13 protein-coding genes are annotated in these 19612 nt (G+C 72.9%); 12 read left to right on the forward strand and 1 reads right to left on the reverse strand.

Features of this window, described 5'->3' with window-relative positions:
- Positions 1-18 precede the first annotated feature (18 nt).
- The 3 genes from FJ251_01880 to FJ251_01890 all read left to right on the forward strand — a co-directional run bounded on the left by FJ251_01880 (position 19) and on the right by FJ251_01890 (position 6777).
- Complete coding sequence (locus FJ251_01880) at positions 19-2496, forward strand: hypothetical protein (GenBank protein MBM4116480.1); 2478 nt, start codon at positions 19-21, stop codon at positions 2494-2496.
- A gap of 112 nt (positions 2497-2608) precedes the next feature.
- Positions 2609-4261, forward strand: a complete 1653-nt coding sequence (locus tag FJ251_01885) for a hypothetical protein (protein ID MBM4116481.1) — start codon at positions 2609-2611, stop codon at positions 4259-4261.
- A gap of 47 nt (positions 4262-4308) precedes the next feature.
- Positions 4309-6777: a hypothetical protein gene (locus FJ251_01890; protein MBM4116482.1), complete on the forward strand. Its 2469-nt coding sequence runs from the start codon at positions 4309-4311 to the stop codon at positions 6775-6777.
- Here the strand turns inward: FJ251_01890 and FJ251_01895 are convergent.
- Positions 6699-7082, reverse strand: a complete 384-nt coding sequence (locus FJ251_01895; protein ID MBM4116483.1) for a hypothetical protein — start codon at positions 7080-7082, stop codon at positions 6699-6701. The genes FJ251_01890 and FJ251_01895 overlap by 79 nt on opposite strands.
- A gap of 94 nt (positions 7083-7176) precedes the next feature.
- On the opposite strand from FJ251_01895, the gene FJ251_01900 reads away from it, so the two are divergent.
- The 9 genes from FJ251_01900 to FJ251_01940 all read left to right on the forward strand — a co-directional run.
- Positions 7177-8577 (forward strand): tryptophanase, encoded by a 1401-nt coding sequence (locus FJ251_01900; GenBank protein ID MBM4116484.1) that lies wholly within the window; start codon positions 7177-7179, stop codon positions 8575-8577.
- A gap of 31 nt (positions 8578-8608) precedes the next feature.
- On the forward strand, positions 8609-11356 hold the full coding sequence (locus tag FJ251_01905) for a pyruvate, phosphate dikinase (GenBank protein MBM4116485.1): 2748 nt from the start codon (positions 8609-8611) through the stop codon (positions 11354-11356).
- Positions 11248-12201 (forward strand): hypothetical protein, encoded by a 954-nt coding sequence (locus tag FJ251_01910; protein ID MBM4116486.1) that lies wholly within the window; start codon positions 11248-11250, stop codon positions 12199-12201. The genes FJ251_01905 and FJ251_01910 overlap by 109 nt, the downstream gene beginning before the upstream one ends.
- A complete protein-coding gene (locus FJ251_01915; GenBank protein MBM4116487.1) occupies positions 11858-12649 on the forward strand; it encodes a hypothetical protein in 792 nt (263 codons plus the stop codon). The genes FJ251_01910 and FJ251_01915 overlap by 344 nt, the downstream gene beginning before the upstream one ends.
- Before the next feature lie 54 nt (positions 12650-12703).
- On the forward strand, positions 12704-14806 hold the full coding sequence (locus FJ251_01920) for a hypothetical protein (protein MBM4116488.1): 2103 nt from the start codon (positions 12704-12706) through the stop codon (positions 14804-14806).
- A gap of 54 nt (positions 14807-14860) precedes the next feature.
- Positions 14861-16513, forward strand: a complete 1653-nt coding sequence (locus tag FJ251_01925) for a hypothetical protein (protein ID MBM4116489.1) — start codon at positions 14861-14863, stop codon at positions 16511-16513.
- Positions 16510-17283: a hypothetical protein gene (locus FJ251_01930; protein ID MBM4116490.1), complete on the forward strand. Its 774-nt coding sequence runs from the start codon at positions 16510-16512 to the stop codon at positions 17281-17283. Before FJ251_01925 ends, FJ251_01930 begins: the two co-directional genes overlap by 4 nt.
- 27 nt (positions 17284-17310) lie before the next feature.
- The gene (locus FJ251_01935; GenBank protein ID MBM4116491.1) at positions 17311-18750 is read left to right on the forward strand and encodes a hypothetical protein; all 1440 of its coding nucleotides are present in this window, start codon (positions 17311-17313) and stop codon (positions 18748-18750) included.
- 31 nt (positions 18751-18781) lie between these two features.
- A partial coding sequence (locus FJ251_01940; GenBank protein MBM4116492.1) for an anhydro-N-acetylmuramic acid kinase occupies positions 18782-19612 on the forward strand: 831 nt, incomplete at its 3' end.

Here is a 19612-nt window from a genome sequence, read left to right on the forward strand (position 1 = left end):
CAACGCGGGAAGCGAGCCATGATCGGAAACAGGATCTTCGCCGTCTTCGCAGCCGCCGCGGTCGTGATCGCTGGGGTGGTGGGCTGCGACAATCCGGAGACGACCGAGAAGCCGAATCGGCCGCCGGAGGTCACGCTCTCGAGCGGTCCCGCCAACGGCGCCGGCAACGTCAACTACAAGGTGCACTTCTACTGGCACGGCTACGACCCGGACGGCCGCGTCGAGAACTTCGAGTACCTCGTCACGAATGACGAGGTGACCGGTTCCCTGATCATCGACGAGGACATCTACGAGCGGCTCGCCGCACTCGATGCCGCCTTCCCTGAGGTCGACTACCGCTGGCGCGCGATCGAGGTGCACGACACGATCCTCTCCGTGACCGCCGATTCGATCCCGGATCCCGGCGACGACGACGACGCGATCTACTTCTACGGCGACGACCGCTTCCTCTTCCGCGCGCACCACACCTTCTTCATCCGGGCCGTCGACGAGGACGGCGCCATCTCGGAGCGGCCGGCGCACCGCACCTTCACGGCGACGACCATCGCGCCCGAGGTGAAGATCAACCATCCCTCGGACATCGGGGGCATCGGCGGCTACGATGACCTGCCCCCGGACGTTTTCTTCCGCTGGACCGGCAACGATTCGGTGGGGGACGGCACGGTGATCGAGCCGGACTCGACCCGCTTCGCCCTGCTCAAGCGCGGGGACCTCGGCCTGGACACCCAGTTCAGCGGCCGCCTGCTCGACTTCCCCGATTCGCTCTGGAGCGTCTGGCGCGGCTGGGACCAGGTCGACTCGCTCGACGAGAACATCGGCGGCAGGCGCGCCCTCATCACGGGCCTGACCCCCTCCTCGCAGGGCGGCGGCGCCGGCCGCTATCTCTTCTTCGTGCAGGCCAAGGACGAGGCCGGCGCCATCTCCAGCCACTACGAGGACGGCAAGAACCTGCGCAAGTTGCGCATCGTCTCCAGCCTGGCGCCGCGGGTGACGATCAGCGAGCGCACCCTCGGCGTGCGGGTGAGCAGCATCAGCCAGAGCTACGACTACACGATCGCCGAGAACCAGCCGCTGCAGCTCAGCTGGTCGGCCTCGGCATCCGAGTACGGCAGCGAGATCACCGGCTACCGCTACGGCTGGGACATCCTCGACTCGGCCAACGACGAGGAGTGGAGCAGCTGGGCGCTGACCAACACGGCCACCCAAGCTGTCTTCGTCTCCGGCAGTCACAGCTTCTGGCTCGAAGCGCGCGACTACAGCGGCACGACGACCCGCATCGTCTACCGCTTCGTCATCGTGCCCTTCACGATGGAGCGCGAGCTGCTCTTCATCGACGACTACACCAACGTGCCCACGGAAAACCCGCTCCAGGGCTGGCCACTGGGCCAGCCCTACACCTGGGGTACCTTCCCGCACAACAACGATCAGCAGAAGGCCTTCTGGGACACCATCCTCCCCGAGTACTCGGGCTACGATCCCGTCGTCGACTTCTTCCGGGTGACCACCGTCAACCGCGTCCCGCCCTTCGAGACGGTGGCCGTCTACAAGCGTCTGCTCTGGGAGGTGAAGGAGGTCCAGCCGACGGAGTCGGGCCTCGGTCGCATCTCGCGCTTCGTGGACGTCTTCCGGGTGAGCACGGTTCCCTTCGACTTCCTGTCGGCCTTCCTGGATCGCGGCGGGCAGCTCCTGCTCTGCGGGGGCAACCCCGTTCTCGCCATGCTGCCGACGACGGGCGACATGGGCAACGAGGACTACGAGCGCCGGATGCCGATGGCCTTCCTGAAGCACCTCGGCTACTCGCAGGGCTCGTCCAGCGAGTCGCAGGCCGCGGTCGGCCGCTTCCTGCCCTTCAAGCACTTCGGCCTCGATGCCGTGGTGAAGGGGACCGACCAGGACCCGCGTTCCTTCGACTGGGCCGGACCCGACTGGAAGACGAACCGCCAGTTCTGGGGCCTCTACGGCGCCGGCTACCCGGGCAATGAGCTCGCGCAGTTCCCCAACACCGTGGGCTGGACGCCGGGCGACACCCTGCGCTTCCTCCCCCAGGTCTACCAGTGGTTCAACGCGGCGGGCCAGTTCTTCAACAGCTCCGACCCGTCCGCCGTGAATTGCACGGGAGAGGTGTCGCGCGCCTTCGGCCTCAGCTCGGTCGAGATCTACAACTGGGACTTCTTCCGCGTCCAGTTCGAACCGCCCCTCAACTACCGGACGAGCAAGTACATCCCCCTGCTCACCTACGTGTCGGCCGACCCGGAGACGCGCTGGGGCGCGACGCCCAGCCCGGACATGTGCTATCTGACTCCCGGCGGCGAGCACCACGATGAGGCGGGCTACGCGCTGACGCCGCCTGGCCAACACGCGATCGCGGTGGTCGGACTGCAGAACCCCGCGTCGCCGAGCGTGCTGATCGGTTTTCCGCCCTACTACCTGGCGCCGGACGAGGCCCAGGGTTTGATCGACCACATCCTCATCGACATGTTCGGGATGACCAAGTGACTTGGACGGAGGGATGCCGCAGCATTCGGGAGTGGGACCTGAACACCGCGGCCCCTCCGTCGCTCCATCGATGCTCGGCGGCGCGGCGGCCGGAGCGAGGGAGGACGAAGACTTGAAGAGACACAGCGCGTGGCACACCCGTGGGGCGATCGGCGTCGCCCTCCTGCTCGTCCTGGCGGGGACGGCCCCGGCCCAGCTCTGCGATCCGGAGGACATGCCGCCGCCGGCCGCCTTCGCCGACACGCTGCTCCTGCCCGGTCCGGACTGGGAGATGATTCCCTTCTACCCGGTCGGCGGCACCCGCCTGGACGAGGTCGACAACGCCCACTACACGGTCGAGACGGAATTCCGCTACTTCGGCATCCCCGCCGAGCCCGACGATACCGAGGAGATGCCGGCGCACTACTTCCTGCCCATCGGCTGGCGCACGCGCGACATGCTGAGCTTCCGCTGGGCGCGGCCGGCGAGCACGCAGATCGTGCGGGCGCCATCGCTGCGTTCCGGCGGCGTGTGGGTGCCCGATCCGGCGGGCAGCACGCCGGCGGACACCGTCCTCGTCTCGCCGCGGATGAGCGTCTACGGCCGGTACACGGGCAGCCGCGACCAGGTCTTCACCTTCGAGTACAGCTTCGGCGCGCGCTTCCAGGGCGATCGCGTGCTCAGCCCGCTCGATCCCGATCTGCAGGCCTGGAGCGCGAGCAGTCACACGGTGGGCGGCGAGCGCTGGTACGACACGCCCCAGTACTTCACGCCGATCGGCGGCAGCATCACGATCACGAGCATCCTGAGCTGGAAGGAATCCTACGGCCCGGACATCGAGCACAGCTACGCGCCGGGCGATGCCCGGCTCAGCGGACGCATCAACCTCTACTCCCGCTACACGCGCGTCGCCGCCGACTCGGTGCGGCTGGACGAGACGAACATCCACTGCGCCCACGGGCTCTTCCCGGACGCCTGGTATCCGAGCGGCACCTGGAATCCCGAGACCGATCCGTCCGCCTACGGCCTCTACGTCTCCTTCTCGCCGGGCGTGATGGGCGATCAGTTCCGCTGGCGGCTCGTCGTCGAGGAGATCGACGGTTACCTCGTCTGGCGTGAGCTGGCGGGAAGCGGCGAGGGGTGGGTGAACATCTGGAAGATCTCCTACAACGAGGAGCGCGACAAGGAGTACTGGTGGTGGATCGGCGGGGAGTTCAGCCCCACGGCGCCGCCGCCTTACTACGGCTACGATCCCGCCACCTTGACGCCGGTCTTCGCGGGCAGCGACGAGCTGCTCTTCCTCGACTTCGACGTGCACAACGGCTTCGCCTACAACTACGCCATCACCACCTTCGATCGCGGTTTCCGGCCGAACAGCGGCGAGAACAACCACTACCTGCTCAGCAGCACGCCCAAAGAATCGCTGCACACGGTGGCGCAGAGCCTGGTCTTCAACAAGCCGGCCGACGACAAGCTCGAGCGCAGCGTCTACGCGGTACCCAACCCGCTGCGCTCGGGCAAGAGCGCCTTCGACGACCCGAACTACCACAACTTCCCGGGCGCCGTGGTGCGCTTCGTGGGGGTCACCGCCCAGACGACCCTCAGGGTCTACTCCCTCGCGGGCGACCTCCTGTTCGAGGCCGAGAACCGCGATCCGAGCACGTGCAACATCGTCTGGGACACGCGCAACCAGCAGGGCGAGCTGGTGGCGTCGGGGGTCTACCTCTACCGCGCCGAGGGCGCCGGGGACGACGAGGAGTACGGCCGGTTGGTGATCATCCGCTAGCTTCCGGGGCGCGGCTCGGGGCCCCGGCCGCTGGCCGAGGAGGATCGATGGCGAGCGTTCGGCGTCGGTGGCGCAGCGTGGAGCCGCTGCTGCTGGCGGTGGCGATCGCCCTGGCCGGCTGCAGCGCCGAGTACGACGACGTCCCGCTCGCGAACCGGGCGCCGATCATCCACCTCTCGAGCGGCCCCCTCGAGGGGGAGCCGGACGCCAACTACCGGGTTCACTTCTACTGGAACGGGCACGACCCGGATGGGCGCGTGGACCGCTACCAGTTCCTGATCACCGACGATGAGATCACCGGGTCACTGCTCATCGACGAGGACATCTACGCACGCCTGGCGGCTCTGGGCTACGAGTGGCAGGACGTCTGGGCGCACGACAGCATCTTCTCGGTGACGGCGGACTCGATCCCCGATCCGGCCAGCAACCCCGCGGACTCGATCTACCTCTACGGCGACCGCTTCCTCTTCCGCGCCCAGCACACCTTCTTCATCCGCGCGGTCGACGAGGCCGGCCTCTGGTCGCGGCTGCCCGAGCACCGCAGCTTCACGGCGACGAACATCGCGCCCGAGGTCAAGATCGTCTTCCCGCTCGATCTGGGCGGGGTCGGCGGCTACGACGGCCTGCCCCCGGACATCTTCTTCCGCTGGACGGGCAACGACTCGGTGGGCAACGGCACGGTGATCGAGCCCGATTCGACGCGCTTCGCGCTGCTCCTGCGGGGAGACCTCGGCCTGAACAACCAGCAGAGCGGCCTGCTCCTCGAATTCCCGCCTGCCCTGTGGAGCCCCTGGCGCCACTGGAACGAGGTCGACAGCCTCAATCCCGCCATCGGCGGCCGCCAGGCGCTCGTCGAAGACCTGACGCCGGTCTCGCAGGGCGGCAATGCCGGCTACTACCTGTTCTTCGTCCAGGCCAAGGACGAGGCCGGCGCCATCACGAGCCACTTCCAGGACGGCAAGAACCTGCGCAAGCTGCGCATCGTCGGCAGCCTGCAGCCGCGCCTGGTGATTCGCGAGGCCTCGCTGGGCACCAACGTCTCCAGCCACGACATGACCTGGGACTACAGCATCGCCGCCGACCAGCCGCTGAACCTCACCTGGTCGGCGTCGGCGGGTGAGTACGGCAGCGAGATCACCGGCTACCGCTATGGTTGGGACATCCTCGACGTGAGCAATGACGAGGAGTGGTCGAGCTGGTCGCTCGGCAACACGGCGACCGCGGCGAGCTTCCCCAGCGGCACGCACAGCTTCACCCTCGAGGCGCGCGACTACAGCGGGCGGGCGACGCGGATCGTCTACCGCTTCGTCGTGGTCCCCTTCACGATGGACTACGACCTGCTGCTCGTCGACGACTACGACAACACGCCCGTTGCCAATCCCTACCAGGGCTGGCCGCTGGGGCCGCCCTTCACCTGGGGCACCTTCCCGCACGACAACGCGCAGCAGCTCGCGTGGTGGGAGGCGATCCTCGGGGAGTACCCCGATTTCGTGGTCGGGCGCGATTTCTTCCGCGTGACGATCGTCGACCGCGCGCCCTACATCCAGGTGCTGGCCGCCTACCGGCGCGTGATCTGGGAAGTGCGCGAAGGGGAACCCGGCGCCTCGGGGTTGGCGCGCATCGCGGCGATGATCGACCCCTACACCGTGCAGGGCGCGGTGCCCTTCGACTACGTCAGCGCCTTCCTCGAGCGCGGCGGACAGCTCCTGCTCTGCGGCGTCTACCCCGTCTTCGCGATGCTGCCCCTGCCGAGCCAGATGCAGACCGGCAACTACGAGCGCAAGTCGCCGCTCGCCTTCCTCAAGCACCTCGGCTACTCGGGCGGCTCGGTGAACGAATCGACGGCGGCCGTGCAGCGGTTCCTGCCCTGGCGGCACCTCGGTCTCGACGCGGTGACGAAGGCGGTCGATCCCAATCCGCGCTACTACCCGGGCGCCAACGTGGACCTGCGCAACACCCGCACCTTCTGGGGGCTGACCGGGCTAGGCTACGCGGGCGAGGAGCAGGCGGACTATCCGATCAGCACCGGCTGGGTGCCGCCCGACACCCTGCGCTTCCGCCCCGAGGTCTACGCCTGGTTCGCCGCGGCCGGGCCCATCTTCAACAACCCGGACGACTGGGAGGACCCGAGCGGCGCCAACCACGTCGAGTTCGGCATCGGCGAAGGCGAGATCTACAACTGGGAGCGTTTCGCGGCGGCCTACGAGCCGCCGCTGGTGCTGCGCAGCGGCCAGTATCGGCGCCTGCTCAACTACATCCCCGCCGACTCGACGACGCGCTGGGGCACCGCTCCCAGCGCCAGCCATCCCTTCCTGCGCAGCGACGGCACCCATTACAACGAGGCCCACTACAGCCTGGGCCCGAATCGGCCGCAGATGAACGGGCTCGTCAGTGTCGTCCACCCCGAGACGCCCAGCGTCGTGCTCGGCTTCACGCCCTACTTCCTCGCCCCGGCCGACGCCCGCGGTCTCTTCGACCACATCCTGGTCGACATCTTCCACCTGACGAAGCGCTGAGCTCGATGCCGTCGGCCCCCTGGCAGAACCTGGCAGTGCTCACGCGCGGCGACTGGCCGGAGTCTCGCCACGCCGGCGCCTGGCGGCGGGGCCGCCCCCGGCGGGCCTGCCCAGGCCCGAGCTGCCCTAGGCGGCGGCCCTGGCGCGCCTGCGCGGCGCCCTGGCCGCCCACCCCGAGCTCGTGGGGGGCAGCCGCCGGCGCCGAGCGCGTCGTGCCGCCCCTCGTCTGCGCCCTGCTCGCGCGCTGGGGAATTCTCGACGCAAAAGCGCTTGCCGCGCTGGCGAGTTGGCGGGATCCTGCGCAAGTTAACGCGGCCGGGCGGGTGACGGGAGCGCTCAGCGTCCTGCCGGAGGCCTTGCCACCGGCCGTGCCGGTCCTGGACTAGTCTGGAGGTTGGGATGGAGCGCTACATCGAGCCCTTCAAGGTGAAGGTCGTCGAGCCGATCACCGCCATCAGCCGCGAGGAGCGGGCGGCGGCGATCGCCCGGGCCGGCTTCAACCTGTTCAAGCTGCGCGCGGACGAGATCTACATCGACCTTCTCACGGACTCCGGCACCAGCGCGATGAGCGACAACCAGTGGGCCGGCATCATGCTCGGTGACGAGTCCTACGCCGGCAGCCGGAACTACTTCAACTTCGAGACGGCCGTGCGCGAGATCTTCGGCCTCGAGCACGTGATCCCCGTCCACCAGGGCCGCGTGGCGGAGAACCTGCTCTTCTCGACCGTCCTCGAGCCGGGGATGGTCGTCCCCAACAACAGCCACTTCGACACGACACGCGCGAACGTCGAGGTCCACGCCGCCGAGGCGCTGGACCTCCTCTGCGCCGAGGGCAAGGACCCGCACCTCAGCGCGCCCTTCAAGGGCAACATGGACGTGGCGGCCCTGGAGGCCCTGATCGCGCGGGTCGGCACGGCGCGCATCCCGCTCGTGATGCTGACGGTGACCAACAACAGCGGTGGCGGCCAGCCGGTCTCGCTGGCGAACATCCGCGCGGTCAGCGCCGTCTGCCGCGCCCACGGGCTGCCGCTCTTCTTCGATGCCTGCCGCTTCGCCGAGAACGCCTACTTCATCAAGACCCGCGAGCCGGGCTACGCCGGGCGCAGCATCCCGGAGATCGTCGCCGAGATGTTCGGCTACGTCGACGGCTGCACGATGAGCGCCAAGAAGGACGGCATGGTCAACATGGGCGGCTTCCTCGCCATGCGCGACGGGGAGCTGGCCGAGCGCATCCGCAACCTGCTCATCCTGGTCGAGGGCTTCCCCACCTACGGCGGGCTCTCGGGCCGGGATCTCGAGGCCATCGCCCGCGGCCTGCGCGAGGTGCTCGACGAGCGCTACCTGCACTTTCGCGTCAGTCAGGTGGCCAACCTCGGCGAGCAGCTCGCGCAGGGGGGCGTGCCCATCCTGCAGCCGCCGGGCGGGCACGCCGTCTATCTGAATGCGGGCGAGTTCCTGCCCCACATTCCGCCGGCGGCCTTTCCCGGGCAGTCGCTGGCTGTGAACCTCTACATCGAGTCCGGCGTGCGCGGAGTGGAGATCGGCACCCTGATGTTCGGCGGCAAGGACCCCGCGACGGGCGCCGAGCGCACGGCGCGCCTGGAGCTGGTGCGCCTGGCCATCCCGCGCCGCGTCTACACGACGATGCACATGAACTACGTGGCCCAGGCGATCCTGGACCTCTACCAGAAGCGGGCGAGCCTGCAGGGCATGCGCATCGTCAAGGCGCCGCCCTTCCTGCGCCACTTCTCGGCCACCCTGGACTTCGTCGGCCGGCCCGAGCGCGCCCAGGCCATCTGAAACTGCGAGGAGAGAGCGAAGCATGATCGAGATCAGCGAGAAGAAGGTCTACGCCTTCGGGGGCGGCAACGCCGAGGGCAACGCAAGCATGAAGAGCCTGCTCGGCGGCAAGGGCGCGAATCTGGCCGAAATGGCCGCGCTCGGCATTCCGGTGCCGGCGGGCTTCACGATCACGACCGAGGTCTGCAACTGGTTCGGCGCCCACGGCCACCAGCGCCCCGCCGACCTCGCCGACCAGGTCGAGGCCGGCGTGCGCGCCATCGAGCGCGCGATGGGCGGCGCCTTCGGCGATCCCAAGCAGCCGCTGCTGCTCTCCGTGCGCAGCGGCGCCCGCGCCTCGATGCCGGGCATGATGGACACGGTGTTGAACATCGGCCTCAACGACGAGACGATCGCGGGGCTCATCCACGACGAGGGCTCCCGCCGCTTCGCCTACGACTCCTACCGCCGCTTCGTGATGATGTACGGCGACGTCGTCATGCAGGTGCGCGGCGAGCACCACGATCCCTTCGAGCAGCTCCTCCAGGCCAAGAAGGACGCCCGCCGCGTGAAGCTCGACACCGAGCTCTCCGCCGACGATCTGCGCGATCTGGTCGGCGAGTTCAAGGCCCTGGTCAAGCGCGAGACGGGGCGCGAGTTCCCCGAGGATCCCTGGACGCAGCTCTGGGGCGCCATCGACGCCGTCTTCCTCAGCTGGGACAACCCGCGCGCCGCCGCCTACCGCAAGCTGAACAACATCCCGGCCGACTGGGGCACGGCGGTCAACGTGCAGGCGATGGTCTTCGGCAACATGGGCGACGACTGCGCCACGGGCGTCGCCTTCACGCGCGATCCCTCGACCGGCGCCAACCGCTTCTACGGCGAGTACCTCAAGAACGCCCAGGGCGAGGACGTCGTCGCCGGCATCCGCACGCCCCAGCCGCTGAACATCGCGGCGAAGGATCCCGAGCGGCCGCTGCCCAGCCTCGAGGAGGAGTTCCCCGCCTGCTACCGGGAGCTGGTCGCGATCTACAAGAAGCTCGAGGGCCATTACCGCGACATGCAGGACATCGAGTTCACCATCCAGAAGGGCCGCCTCTGGATGCTGCAGACGCGCAACGGCAAGCGCACCGGCTTCGCGGCCGTGCGCGTCGCCGCGGAGATGCTCGGCGAGGGCCTGATCGACGCCAAGACGGCCGTGCTGCGCGTGGACCCCAACCAGCTCACGCAGCTCCTGCTGCCCGTCTTCGACCGCAAGGCGAAGGCGGCGGCGATCGCGGCGGGCCGCCTGCTCGCCAGGGGCCTCAACGCCGGCCCGGGCGCGGCGACGGGGGCCATCGTCTTCAGCGCCGACGCGGCGGTGAAGCGGGCCGCGGCGGGCGAGAAAGTGCTGCTCGTGCGGGTCGAGACCAGCCCCGAGGACATCCAGGGCATGCACGCGGCCGAGGGCATCCTGACGAGCCGCGGCGGCATGACCAGCCATGCCGCCGTCGTCGCCCGCGGCATGGGCAAGAGCTGCGTCGCCGGCTGCGGCGCGCTCGACATTGACTATGCCCACGCAGTCCTTCGGGTCGCCGGCCGCGAGTTCCGCGAGGGCGAGGCGATCAGCATCGACGGCCTCACGGGCGAAGTGCTGGCGGGCAGCATCCCGGTGCGCCCGAGCGAGATCGTCCAGGTCCTCATCGACGAGGAACTGGCGCCCGCGGACAGCCTGCTCTTCCGCCAGTTCGACACGATCATGAAGCTGGCCGACGACTTCGCGCGCCTGGCCGTGCGCACGAACGCCGACACGCCCCTCGACGCCACCGTCGCCCGGCGCTTCGGGGCGAAGGGCATCGGCCTGTGCCGCACCGAGCACATGTTCTTCGAGGGCGACCGCATCGATGCCGTGCGCGAGATGATCCTCGCCGAGGACCGCGCCGGCCGCGAGGCGGCCCTCGCCAAGATCCTGCCCATGCAGCAGTCCGACTTCGAGGGCATCTTCCGGGCGCTGGACGGTCTGCCGGTCACGATCCGCACCCTCGATCCGCCGCTCCACGAGTTCCTGCCCCACACGGAGGCGGAGATCGCCGAGCTCGCCCGCAAGCTCGGCGTGCCGGCCGCGCGCCTGGCCGCCAAGGTCGAGCAGCTCGAGGAAGCCAACCCGATGCTCGGCCACCGCGGCTGCCGCCTGGGTATCGTCTATCCGGAGATCACGGCGATGCAGGCGCGCGCCATCTTCCAGGCTGCCGTGGCGGTGCAGCGCGCTGGCGTGCGCCCGCTGCCCGAGGTGATGATCCCGCTCGTGGGCCACGTCAAGGAACTCGCCCTGCAGCGCAAGCTCGTGGAGGAGACGGCGGCTGCAGTCTTCGCCGAGACGGGCACGAAGGTGGAGTACCTGATCGGCACGATGATCGAGCTGCCGCGCGCCGCCCTGACCGCCGACGAGATCGCCGCCGAGGCGGAGTTCTTCTCCTTCGGCACCAATGACCTCACGCAGACCGCCCTCGGCCTCAGCCGCGACGACGCCGGCCGCTTCCTGCCCTTCTACGTCGAGCAGGGGATCTATGCGGCCGATCCCTTCGCGCGCCTGGATCAAACGGGAGTCGGCCAGCTCGTGCGCATGGGCTTCGAGAAGGGGCGCGCCGCCCGGCCCGGTCTCAAGGTGGGCATCTGCGGCGAGCACGGCGGCGACCCGAGCAGCGTCGCCTTCTGCCACCGGGTGGGGCTCAACTACGTGAGCTGCTCGCCCTACCGGGTACCGGTGGCCCGCCTGGCGGCGGCCCACGCCGCCCTGCAGGCCTCGGGAGTGGGGGACTGAGCGGGGAGCGGAGCCTGCGCGCCGCCAGCCGCAGGGAGCGGTCGGCGGCGCCCTGCGTTCCGCCCGCCGGGCCTGCCGCGCCGCGCCTCGATCTGCCGGCGCTGCGCCGCTCGCTGCGGCGCACGCTCCTGGTCGCCCTCGCCGCCCAGGCGGCGCTGGCCCTGCTGCTCGCCCGCTGGCCGGGACCGCCGCGCCTGGGCGCCGGCTACTTCGCCCTCGCTCTGCCCTGGGGCCTGGCCGTCGGCGCCGTCTTCACCCGCGGTCTGCACCTGCTCTACAGCGATGCGGGGCGCCCCCTCGCGCGTCTGAACCTCGCGACGAAGATCACCTTGCTGCGGCTGCTCGCGGTGCCCCTCGTGATCAGTCTCGTGCTCGCGGGCCGGCTGGTCATGGCCGGGGCCGTCGTCCTCCTGGCGGCGCTCAGCGACTGGCTGGACGGCGCCCTCGCCCGGCGCCTGGACGAGGTGACCCAGCTCGGCCGCGTGGCCGACCCGAGTATCGATGCGCTCTTCTGCGGCAGCGCGCTGGCGGCTCTCGCGCTGGCGGGCGCGCTGCCCGGCTGGGTCGTCGCCCTGGCGGGTCTGCGCTACGCCCTGCTGGCCGGCGGCGCACTCGGCTTGCGGCTCTTCGCCGGCTACCTGCCCGTGCGCGCCACCTTCGCCGGCCGCCTCTTCTACGTGCTGCAGTACGGCCTCCTCGTGTTGCTGCTCCTCCTCGGTTCGGGCGAGGGCGCCGCCGCGCTGCGGCGCTGGATCCCGCCCGCCCTCGGCGGGCTGCAGGTGCTGGTCAGCCTGCAACTCGCCTTGCTCGGCCGGAACCTCTATGCTGAGCTGCGGCGGGCTTGAGCGGCGACCCGGCCCGGCGCCGGGCAGCGATCCCGGTGGGCCGCTGCGCGAAAGGAGCTCCGGCATGCGCCCGATCCTCCGCTTCCTGCTCATCGCCGGGCTGGCCGGGGTAGCCTGCGCGCGGCCGGCCCAGGCCCCCCTGACGATCTGGGCGGGCGATGCGGCGGCTGTCCGCCTCGAGTACCGGGGCGAGGCGCTGGCCGTCTACGCGGCGGGGGACTTCAACGACTGGAACCCCCAGCGCCATCCCTTCCGGCGCCTGGAGGACGGCCGCTGGGAACTGACGCTGAGGCTCGCGCCCGGCGAGTACGGCTACCTACTGGCCGTGGAGGACAGCGGCGGCTGGACTCTGCGCCTGGACCCGGCCAACCCGCTCCGGCGCGACGACGCGGCCGGCCGCGGCCTCTCCCTGCTGCGCGTCGGGAACGACAAGGCCGGCGACGACTAGACCGCGCACCGACGCCTCCAGGCGTCACCGCACCATCCGGAGGCGACGGATCCCGTGGCACTCGAGACCCACCTGGCCGCTCCCCTGTCCGCGCTGATCGCCGCGCTCGCGCTCTGCGGCTGGTCGGTCTGGTCCTACCGGCGCAGCCTGAGTCCGCTGGGCGCCGGCCAGCGCCGCCTCCTGCTCGCGCTTCGCCTGGCGGCATCCCTCTTGCTCGCGCTCATGCTCGGGGGCCTCGATCTCGTGCTCGATCGCCAGCGGAGGGAGGCGCCGCTGCTGCGCGTGCTCGTCGACGCCTCGGCGAGCATGCAGCGCCCGGTGGGAGCGAGCGGCGGCAGTCCGAGCCGCTACGCCCGGGCGCGGGAGCTGCTGTCGGCGCTGGGCGAGCGCTACGGCGAGCGGCTGCGCCTCGCCCCCGTGGCCTTCGGCGCTGGGCTGCTCGCGGGCGAACTGCCCGCCTCGGCCGTGGCGCCGGTGACGGACATCGGCGCCGCGCTGGCGGGGCTGCCGCCGGCCGAGCCGGGCGAGGCCCTGCTCGTCATCAGCGACGGCTGCGACACCGAAGGCGGCCTCTGGGCCGGCGCTCTGCGCGGCGGCCGGCCGCTGCACGGGATCGTTCTCGGCGACAGCGTGCCGCCTGCCGACCTGCGCCTGGATCGGGTCGAGGCGCTGCCCGTGCTGCGCAAGGGCGCGCGCCTGCCGCTCGCGGTCGAGATCGTCGCCACCGGCGACGCGCCGCGTGCGGGCCGGCTGAGCGTCCGCGAGGGCGAGCGCCTGCTCGCCGACACGGAGTGGCTGCTCGAGCCCGGCGACACGCGAGCGCGCATCGAGCTGCCGCTCGCGCTCGAGGGCGTTGGCGAGCACCTGCTGACGCTGGCGATCGAGCGCGCGGGCAGCCCCGACGCCGCGCCCGCCAACGACCGGCGGCTGCTCGCGGTGCGCGTCGTCGAGAGCCGGCTGCGCGTGCTCGTGCTCGCGGGCCGGCCCGACTGGGATCTCGGCGCTCTCCTCGACGGCCTGCGCGGCGAGGAGTCCCTCGAGCTGGTCGCGGTGACGCCGGGCCCGACGGGCGCGCTGCGCGAAGCGGCCACGGGGCGGCCCTGGTCGCCCGCGACCGAGGAGTGGCACGGCCTGGTCCTGCACTCCTGGCAGGCGGGCTGGGCCCCGGACCTGCTCGAGCGCTTGCGTTTGCGCGGCGGGGCACTGGTGCTCGGCGGCTTCCTGGAGCAGGCCGGCAGCGCGCGCTTGCCCGAGCGCTGGCAGCTGGCGCTGCCGCGCGCCGGGCGCGCGGCCGGCGCCGAGCTCGAGCCGCGGCTGCGCTGGGGCGCCGACGCGGCGCACCATGCGGCCCTGCAGGGCGCCCTTGCCCTGGGCACGGATCCGGCGGCGCTGCCGGCCATCGAATGCGCGAGCGCGAATCCGCTCGCCGGGGGCCGTGAGCTGCTGGTCGCCGCGGCGGGGCCGCTGCTCGTCGCGCGCGAGCTGGGCGGCCAGCGCATTGCCGTCTGCAGCGGCCGCGGCCTCTGGCGCTGGCCGCTGCACGGAGAGACCGGCGCGCCGCTCTACGAGGAGCTGTTCTCGGGCCTCCTGCGCTGGCTCGCGCGCGAGGATCCGCCGGCGCGCCTGGTGGTGGACTGGGGCGAGGAGCCGCTCGCGGCCGGACAGCCCGGCCGCCTGCGCGCGGAGGTCTTCGATCCGGACTTCCGGCCCCTCGCCGATGCCGAGCTGGACTGGAGCCTCGCGCGGCCCGCGGGCGACAGCCTGCTCGCGGCGGGGCCCTTCGCGCGCGCGGGCGCGGCCTTCGCGGCCCAGCTGCCGGCGCTGCCCGAAGGGGTCTACCGCCTCGCGCTGCGCGCGCGCCTGGCGAGCGGCGAGACGCTCGCGCGCAGCCTCGAGCTGCCCGTGCAGACGCCGCCGCGCGAGCTGCTCGAACTGGCTGCCCGCCCGGAGACCCTGCGCTGGCTGGCTGGGCAGACGGGCGGCCGCCTGATCGCCGCCGAGGACCTGGGCGCGCTCGAGGCGGCGCTCGACTTCACGCCGCGCTCGAGCACGAGCCGGCGGATCCTGCGCCTGTGGCAGCACCCCCTGGCCTTCCTCCTCCTTCTCGCCCTCCTCGGCAGCGAGTGGGGGCTGCGGAAGCGATTCGGCATGGTCTAGGCCCCGCGCGAGCGCCGGCGACCCGGCCCGCCGCGGCGGGGTCGGGAGGTCGCCATGGACAGCGGGCTCGTCGCGCGCCGTCTGCTCCTTGTTCTCTTCCTGCTCGCGCTCGTGCTCTGGTTCCTGCTTGATAAGCCCGCCCGCGCGGGCCTCGTCCTCAACGAGGTGCTCTACGATCCCGAAGGCACGGACGGCGACGGCGAGTTCGTCGAGCTCTTCGCGGCCGGCGCCGAGAGCCTCGCCCTCGCGCCGGTGCGCCTCGAGTTCTGCAACGGCGCCAATCCGGGCGCCTGGGAGCTGCTCTGGAGCGGCGAGCTGCGCCTGGCGCCCGGCGCGCTCTTCCTGCTGGCCGAGGCGGGCGTGCCCGGCGCGGACGTCGTGCTCGCGCTCGATCTGCAGAACGGACCCGAAGCGATCCGCCTGCGCCTGGGCGGAGAGACCCTCGACCTCTTGGGTTACGGCGACGGGCTGGACCCCGCGCTCTACGAGGCCTGGCCGGCGCCGGACCCGACGGGGCTATCCCTGGCGCGCCAGCCCGACGGCGTCGACACGAACCAGAACGCCCTCGACTGGTTCGCCGCGCCGCCCAGCCCCGGCGCCCTGAACCTGCCCGCCTTCCGCGCCGCGCTCGAGGCGGTGACGCCGCCCTGGCTGCCGATCGCGCCCGGCGCGCCCTGCAGCCTCACGGTGCGCGCCGCGAACACCGGGGCCGCCGCCTGGCCCTCGTCGCTCGTCCTCGCCGTGGACGGGCAGGCGCGCGGCGCGCTGCCCGCAGCCGCCGCGGGGGAGCGGGCGAGCGCGCGGATTCCGCTGCCTGCGCTGCCGGCCGGCGAGCACGCGCTCGCACTCGTGCTGCAGGACCCGGCGGGAGCGGCGGCCGACAGCCTCAGCCTGCCCCTGCGCGTGGGCCTGGGACCGCTCGTCCTCGACGAGGTGCTCTTCGCGCCGCTCACGGGCGCGAGCGAGTGGGTGGAGTGCCGCGCGCGCGAACCCATCAGCGGGTTCGAGGACTTCCGGCTCGCCGACCTCGGCGGCAGCGAGGCGCGCTTCCGGCCGCCGCCCCTGGCCGCGGGCGAGCGCCTGCTCCTCTGCGCGGATCGCGAGGCCCTGCTCGCGGCGGAACCGGGGCTCGATCCCGGACGCGTGCTCGCGCTCTCGCCCTGGCCCAGCCTCGCCAACGCCGGCAGCGCGGCGCAAGCCCCCGGTTGGACCGATGGCCTGCGCCTGGACAGCCCCGACGGCCGGCGCGCGGATGCGCTGCTCTACCGCGGCGACTGGATCCCCGCGCGCGGCGTCAGCCTCGAGCGCGTCGTCGATTTCGGCGCGGGCGGCTGCGCACCCTGGGCGCCCTGCCCGGTCGGCGCGAGTCCGCTGGCGGGCAGCGGCGCTCCCGCGCCGGCCGCGACCGCCGGCCTCCGTCTCGCGCCCAATCCCTTCGATCCCGATCGCGAGCGCCTCTGGGTGGACCTGCGGGCGCCGGGCGAGGCGCTCGAGCTGCGCATCTTCGATGCGGCTGGGCGTCCCGTGCAGGCGCTGTCCGGCAGCCTGGGCGCCGGTCTCGCGCGCCTCGTCTGGGACGGGCGAGACGCGCAGGGTCAGGCCCTGGCCGACGGCGCCTACCCGCTGCTCGCGCGCTGGCAGGACGCCGCCGGCGCGCGCCGCGAGCAGCGCGCCGTGATCGGCCTGCGCCGCGCGGTCCTGCGGTGAGCGCGGCCCCGGTCCGCCGCCCCGGCGCGCGAGGCCGGCGTCCGGCCCTCGCGCTCGCAGCGCTCCTCGCGCTCGCACTCGGCGCCCGGCCCGCCCGGGCCCAGCTCTTCAGCCTCTTTCCCGAGCGCTCCCCGCGCGACGCCCAGGCGGCCCTGGACGGCCTCGCGCCCTGGCAACCGCGCCTCCTGCTCGGGAGCTGGCGCCCGCACGGCCTGCCGGCCACGGTGCACGAGCTGGAGCTGGCCGCAGCGCCCGGCGGCTTCCGGCTCGCCCTGGCCGCGAGCCGCCAGGACTGGGGACCCGTCGGGGCCTGGCGCCTGGGCGCGCGGGCGCTGAGGCCACTGGGGTCCGGCCTGGTCCTCGGGCTTGCCGCCGGCAGCGAGCAGCTGGACGCCGGGCGCGCCGCCGGCGAGCTGTCGCTGCTGGCCGCCCTGGGGCGGCGGCCCGTGCTCAGCCTGAGCGCCCGCCTCGCAGGGGCGCCGGGCCCCGGCCTCGCTCCGCGCTCGGCCGGCACCCAGCTCGGCCTCAGCCTCGCCGAAGGGCCCTGGACCTTGCGCCTCTGGCGCCGCCCCGGCGGTCCCCTCGGCGCCGAGGACGGCCTCTCGCTCGAGCGCCGCCAGGGGCCGCTCGAGATCGCCCTGCTGGCCAACTGGCCGGGTTGGCAGGGGCTGGCCCTGCGCTGGGGCGGTGAGCGCTGGGGGCTGGCTGTCGAGGAGCGCTTCCACGCCGAACTGGGCGCGAGCCACGGCCTGCGCTTCCTGGTGCGCTAGATGAAGTCCATTCCACGACTTGCTCTCATGCTTGCACTTGTGGCGGTCGTCCTGGCGGCGCCCGGCGCCCGCGCGCGGGCGGAGGAGGCCCTGCCCCTGGAGGCGGAGGCGCCGCCCGAACTCGGTGCCCTGCCCGGCCGGACGGGGCTCAGCCTGGGCGGGGGACTGGACGGCGAGGGCTGGCGGCCCGCGCGTCTCGGGGCCAGTCTGGCCCTGGGCAGCTGGCGCCTGGGTCTCGCGGGCACCCAGGGGCAGGGCCGGCCGCGGGGGGCCCTCGCGGCCGGGGAGGGCCGCTGGCGCCTCGTGGCCGGCGGTCTGGGCGGCGACTGGGGCAGCGGTCTGCTGCTGGGCCGGCGCGGGCGCGCCGGCCTCGGCAATCCACGGCCGCCCAGCGCGCGCTGGCTGCCCCTGGCGCCCTCGACGCAGCGCTCGCCGCTGGCCGCGGGCCTCTACCTTGCCCACGCGGGGCGGAGCCGCGTGGCGGTGGCCGTCCTGGCGCCCGCGGCCGTGGGCGAGGCCCCCCGCGGCCTGCTGGGCCTGGGCTGGCGCGCGCTCAGCCTCGACCTGCTCGCGGCGCCGGCGGCGCCGGGGCTCGCGGCCGGCCTTGCCCTCCCGCGGCGCGAGGGCAGCGCCGGCCTGCAGATCGAGGCCGGACTGCTCGCGCCTCCGGCAGCGCCGCTGCGCCGGGCGCTGGCCTGGCGGCTCGCGCTGGCGCCCGCGACCAGCGCTCGCGGGCTCGCGCTCGGCGTCGAGGGGCTCCTGCTCGGCGGGCCGCAGCCGCGGCCCGCGCCGAGCGGGTGGCTGGGCGGAGCGCCGGGCGAGGAGCTGCACGCTGCGCTCGCGCTCACCGGGCCGGGCGACTGGCACTGGCGCCTCGCCCGCCGGCTGCGGCAGGGGCTGGGGCTCGCGCCCGGCCTGCGCCGCAGCGAGAGCGCGCTCTGCCTCGAGCAGACGGGCCGCCTGGCCCCCCTGCGCCTCGCCCTGGAACTGCGCCAGGTCGAGGAGCGCCGCACGGAGGCGATCCCCGCCGCGCCCGGCTTTCCGCGCGCCGTCTCGCGTCTCGCGCTCCGCCAGGAACTGGCGGTGAACCTCGAGAGCGCGGGCGGCCGCGCGCTCGCCTGGCGGCGTCGCTTCGGCGAGCAGGGCGTGGGCAGTCTCTTCCAGCTGCGAGCGCCGCTGCCGGGACTGCCGCGCCTGCGGCTTTCGCTGCTGCGCCACGAGCTCGAGCCCGGCGCGCCGGCCTTCCTCGTCGCCAGCGGGAGCGACGCCGCGCCCGGACTCGCGGCCGAGAGCGAAACGCGGGCGCTCGCCGGCAGCGGCTGGCAGCTCGCGGCGCGCCTGCCCGTGGGCAGTGCCGGCCGCCGTCTCCTGCTCAGCGCACGGGGCGCGCGGCGCGATGATGGCCGTCTGAGCGGCGCGCTCTGGGTGGACCTCGCGCTCGCGCGCAGCGCGCAGGCCCGCGATTGACAGCCCTCGCGATCGATGCTCACATGCCCGCATGTCACGCTTCAGCGGCAGCGGGGAGTGGACCGTCCTCGGTCTCATGTGCGGCACGAGCCTGGACGGCCTCGACGGCGCGCGCCTGCGCCTGCGCTGCGGCGCGGCAGGGCTGGAGGCCTGGGAGCTGCTGGACCATCGCGAAACGCCCTATCCGCCCGCGCTGCGGGCCGAGGCGGAGGCGCTCATCCGGGGCGAGGCGAGGAGCGCCGCGGACTTCGCCGCCCTGCACGTCGGCCTCGCGCGCGCCTTCGCGGACTTCGTGCGCGCGGTCTTCCCCGCGCCCATCGCCGACCTTGCCGGCTTCCCGGGCCAGACCCTCTGGCACGATCCCGAGGGCGCCGGCCTCAGCTTCCAGATCGGCAGCCCGGCCGCATTCGCTACCCTGAGCGGCCTGCCGACGGTGGGCGAGTTCCGCCTGCCCGATGTGCTCGCGGGCGGCCAGGGCGCGCCGCTGGTGCCGCTCGCCGACGCGCTGCTCCACCGCGACGCGCGCGAGACCCGCGTCCTGCTCAACATCGGCGGCATTGCCAATCTCACGCTGCTGCCGCCGGGTCGCGGCGTCGAGGGGGTGCGCGCCTGGGACACCGGGCCGGGCAACACCCTGCTCGACAGCCTCGCGCGCCTGGCCACGGGTGAGCCCTGCGATCGGGACGGCCGCCTCGCCGCGCGTGGGCGCGTGCTGCCCGACCTGCTCGCCCAGTGGCTGGCCGAGCCCTGGTTCCAGCGGCCGCCGCCGAAGTCGACGGGACGCGAGCTGTTCGGCGGCACCTTCCTCGGCCCGGCGGCTCTCGCCGCGCTACGCCGTGCGCATGCGGACGCCGATCTCGCC

The sequence above is a fragment of the bacterium genome, from assembly GCA_016873475.1.
Classification (GTDB): domain Bacteria; phylum Krumholzibacteriota; class Krumholzibacteriia; order JACNKJ01; family JACNKJ01; genus VGXI01.

Bases quoted from the DNA above. Each gene is read 5' to 3' on its own strand.
- FJ251_01880 (MBM4116480.1), top strand. From the start codon at position 19: ATGATCGGAAACAGGATCTTCGCCGTCTTCGCAGCCGCCGCGGTCGTG.
- FJ251_01890 (MBM4116482.1), top strand. From the start codon at position 4,309: ATGGCGAGCGTTCGGCGTCGGTGGCGCAGCGTGGAGCCGCTGCTGCTG.
- FJ251_01900 (MBM4116484.1), top strand. From the start codon at position 7,177: ATGGAGCGCTACATCGAGCCCTTCAAGGTGAAGGTCGTCGAGCCGATC.
- FJ251_01915 (MBM4116487.1), top strand. From the start codon at position 11,858: ATGCGCTCTTCTGCGGCAGCGCGCTGGCGGCTCTCGCGCTGGCGGGCG.
- FJ251_01925 (MBM4116489.1), top strand. From the start codon at position 14,861: ATGGACAGCGGGCTCGTCGCGCGCCGTCTGCTCCTTGTTCTCTTCCTG.
- FJ251_01935 (MBM4116491.1), top strand. From the start codon at position 17,311: ATGCTTGCACTTGTGGCGGTCGTCCTGGCGGCGCCCGGCGCCCGCGCG.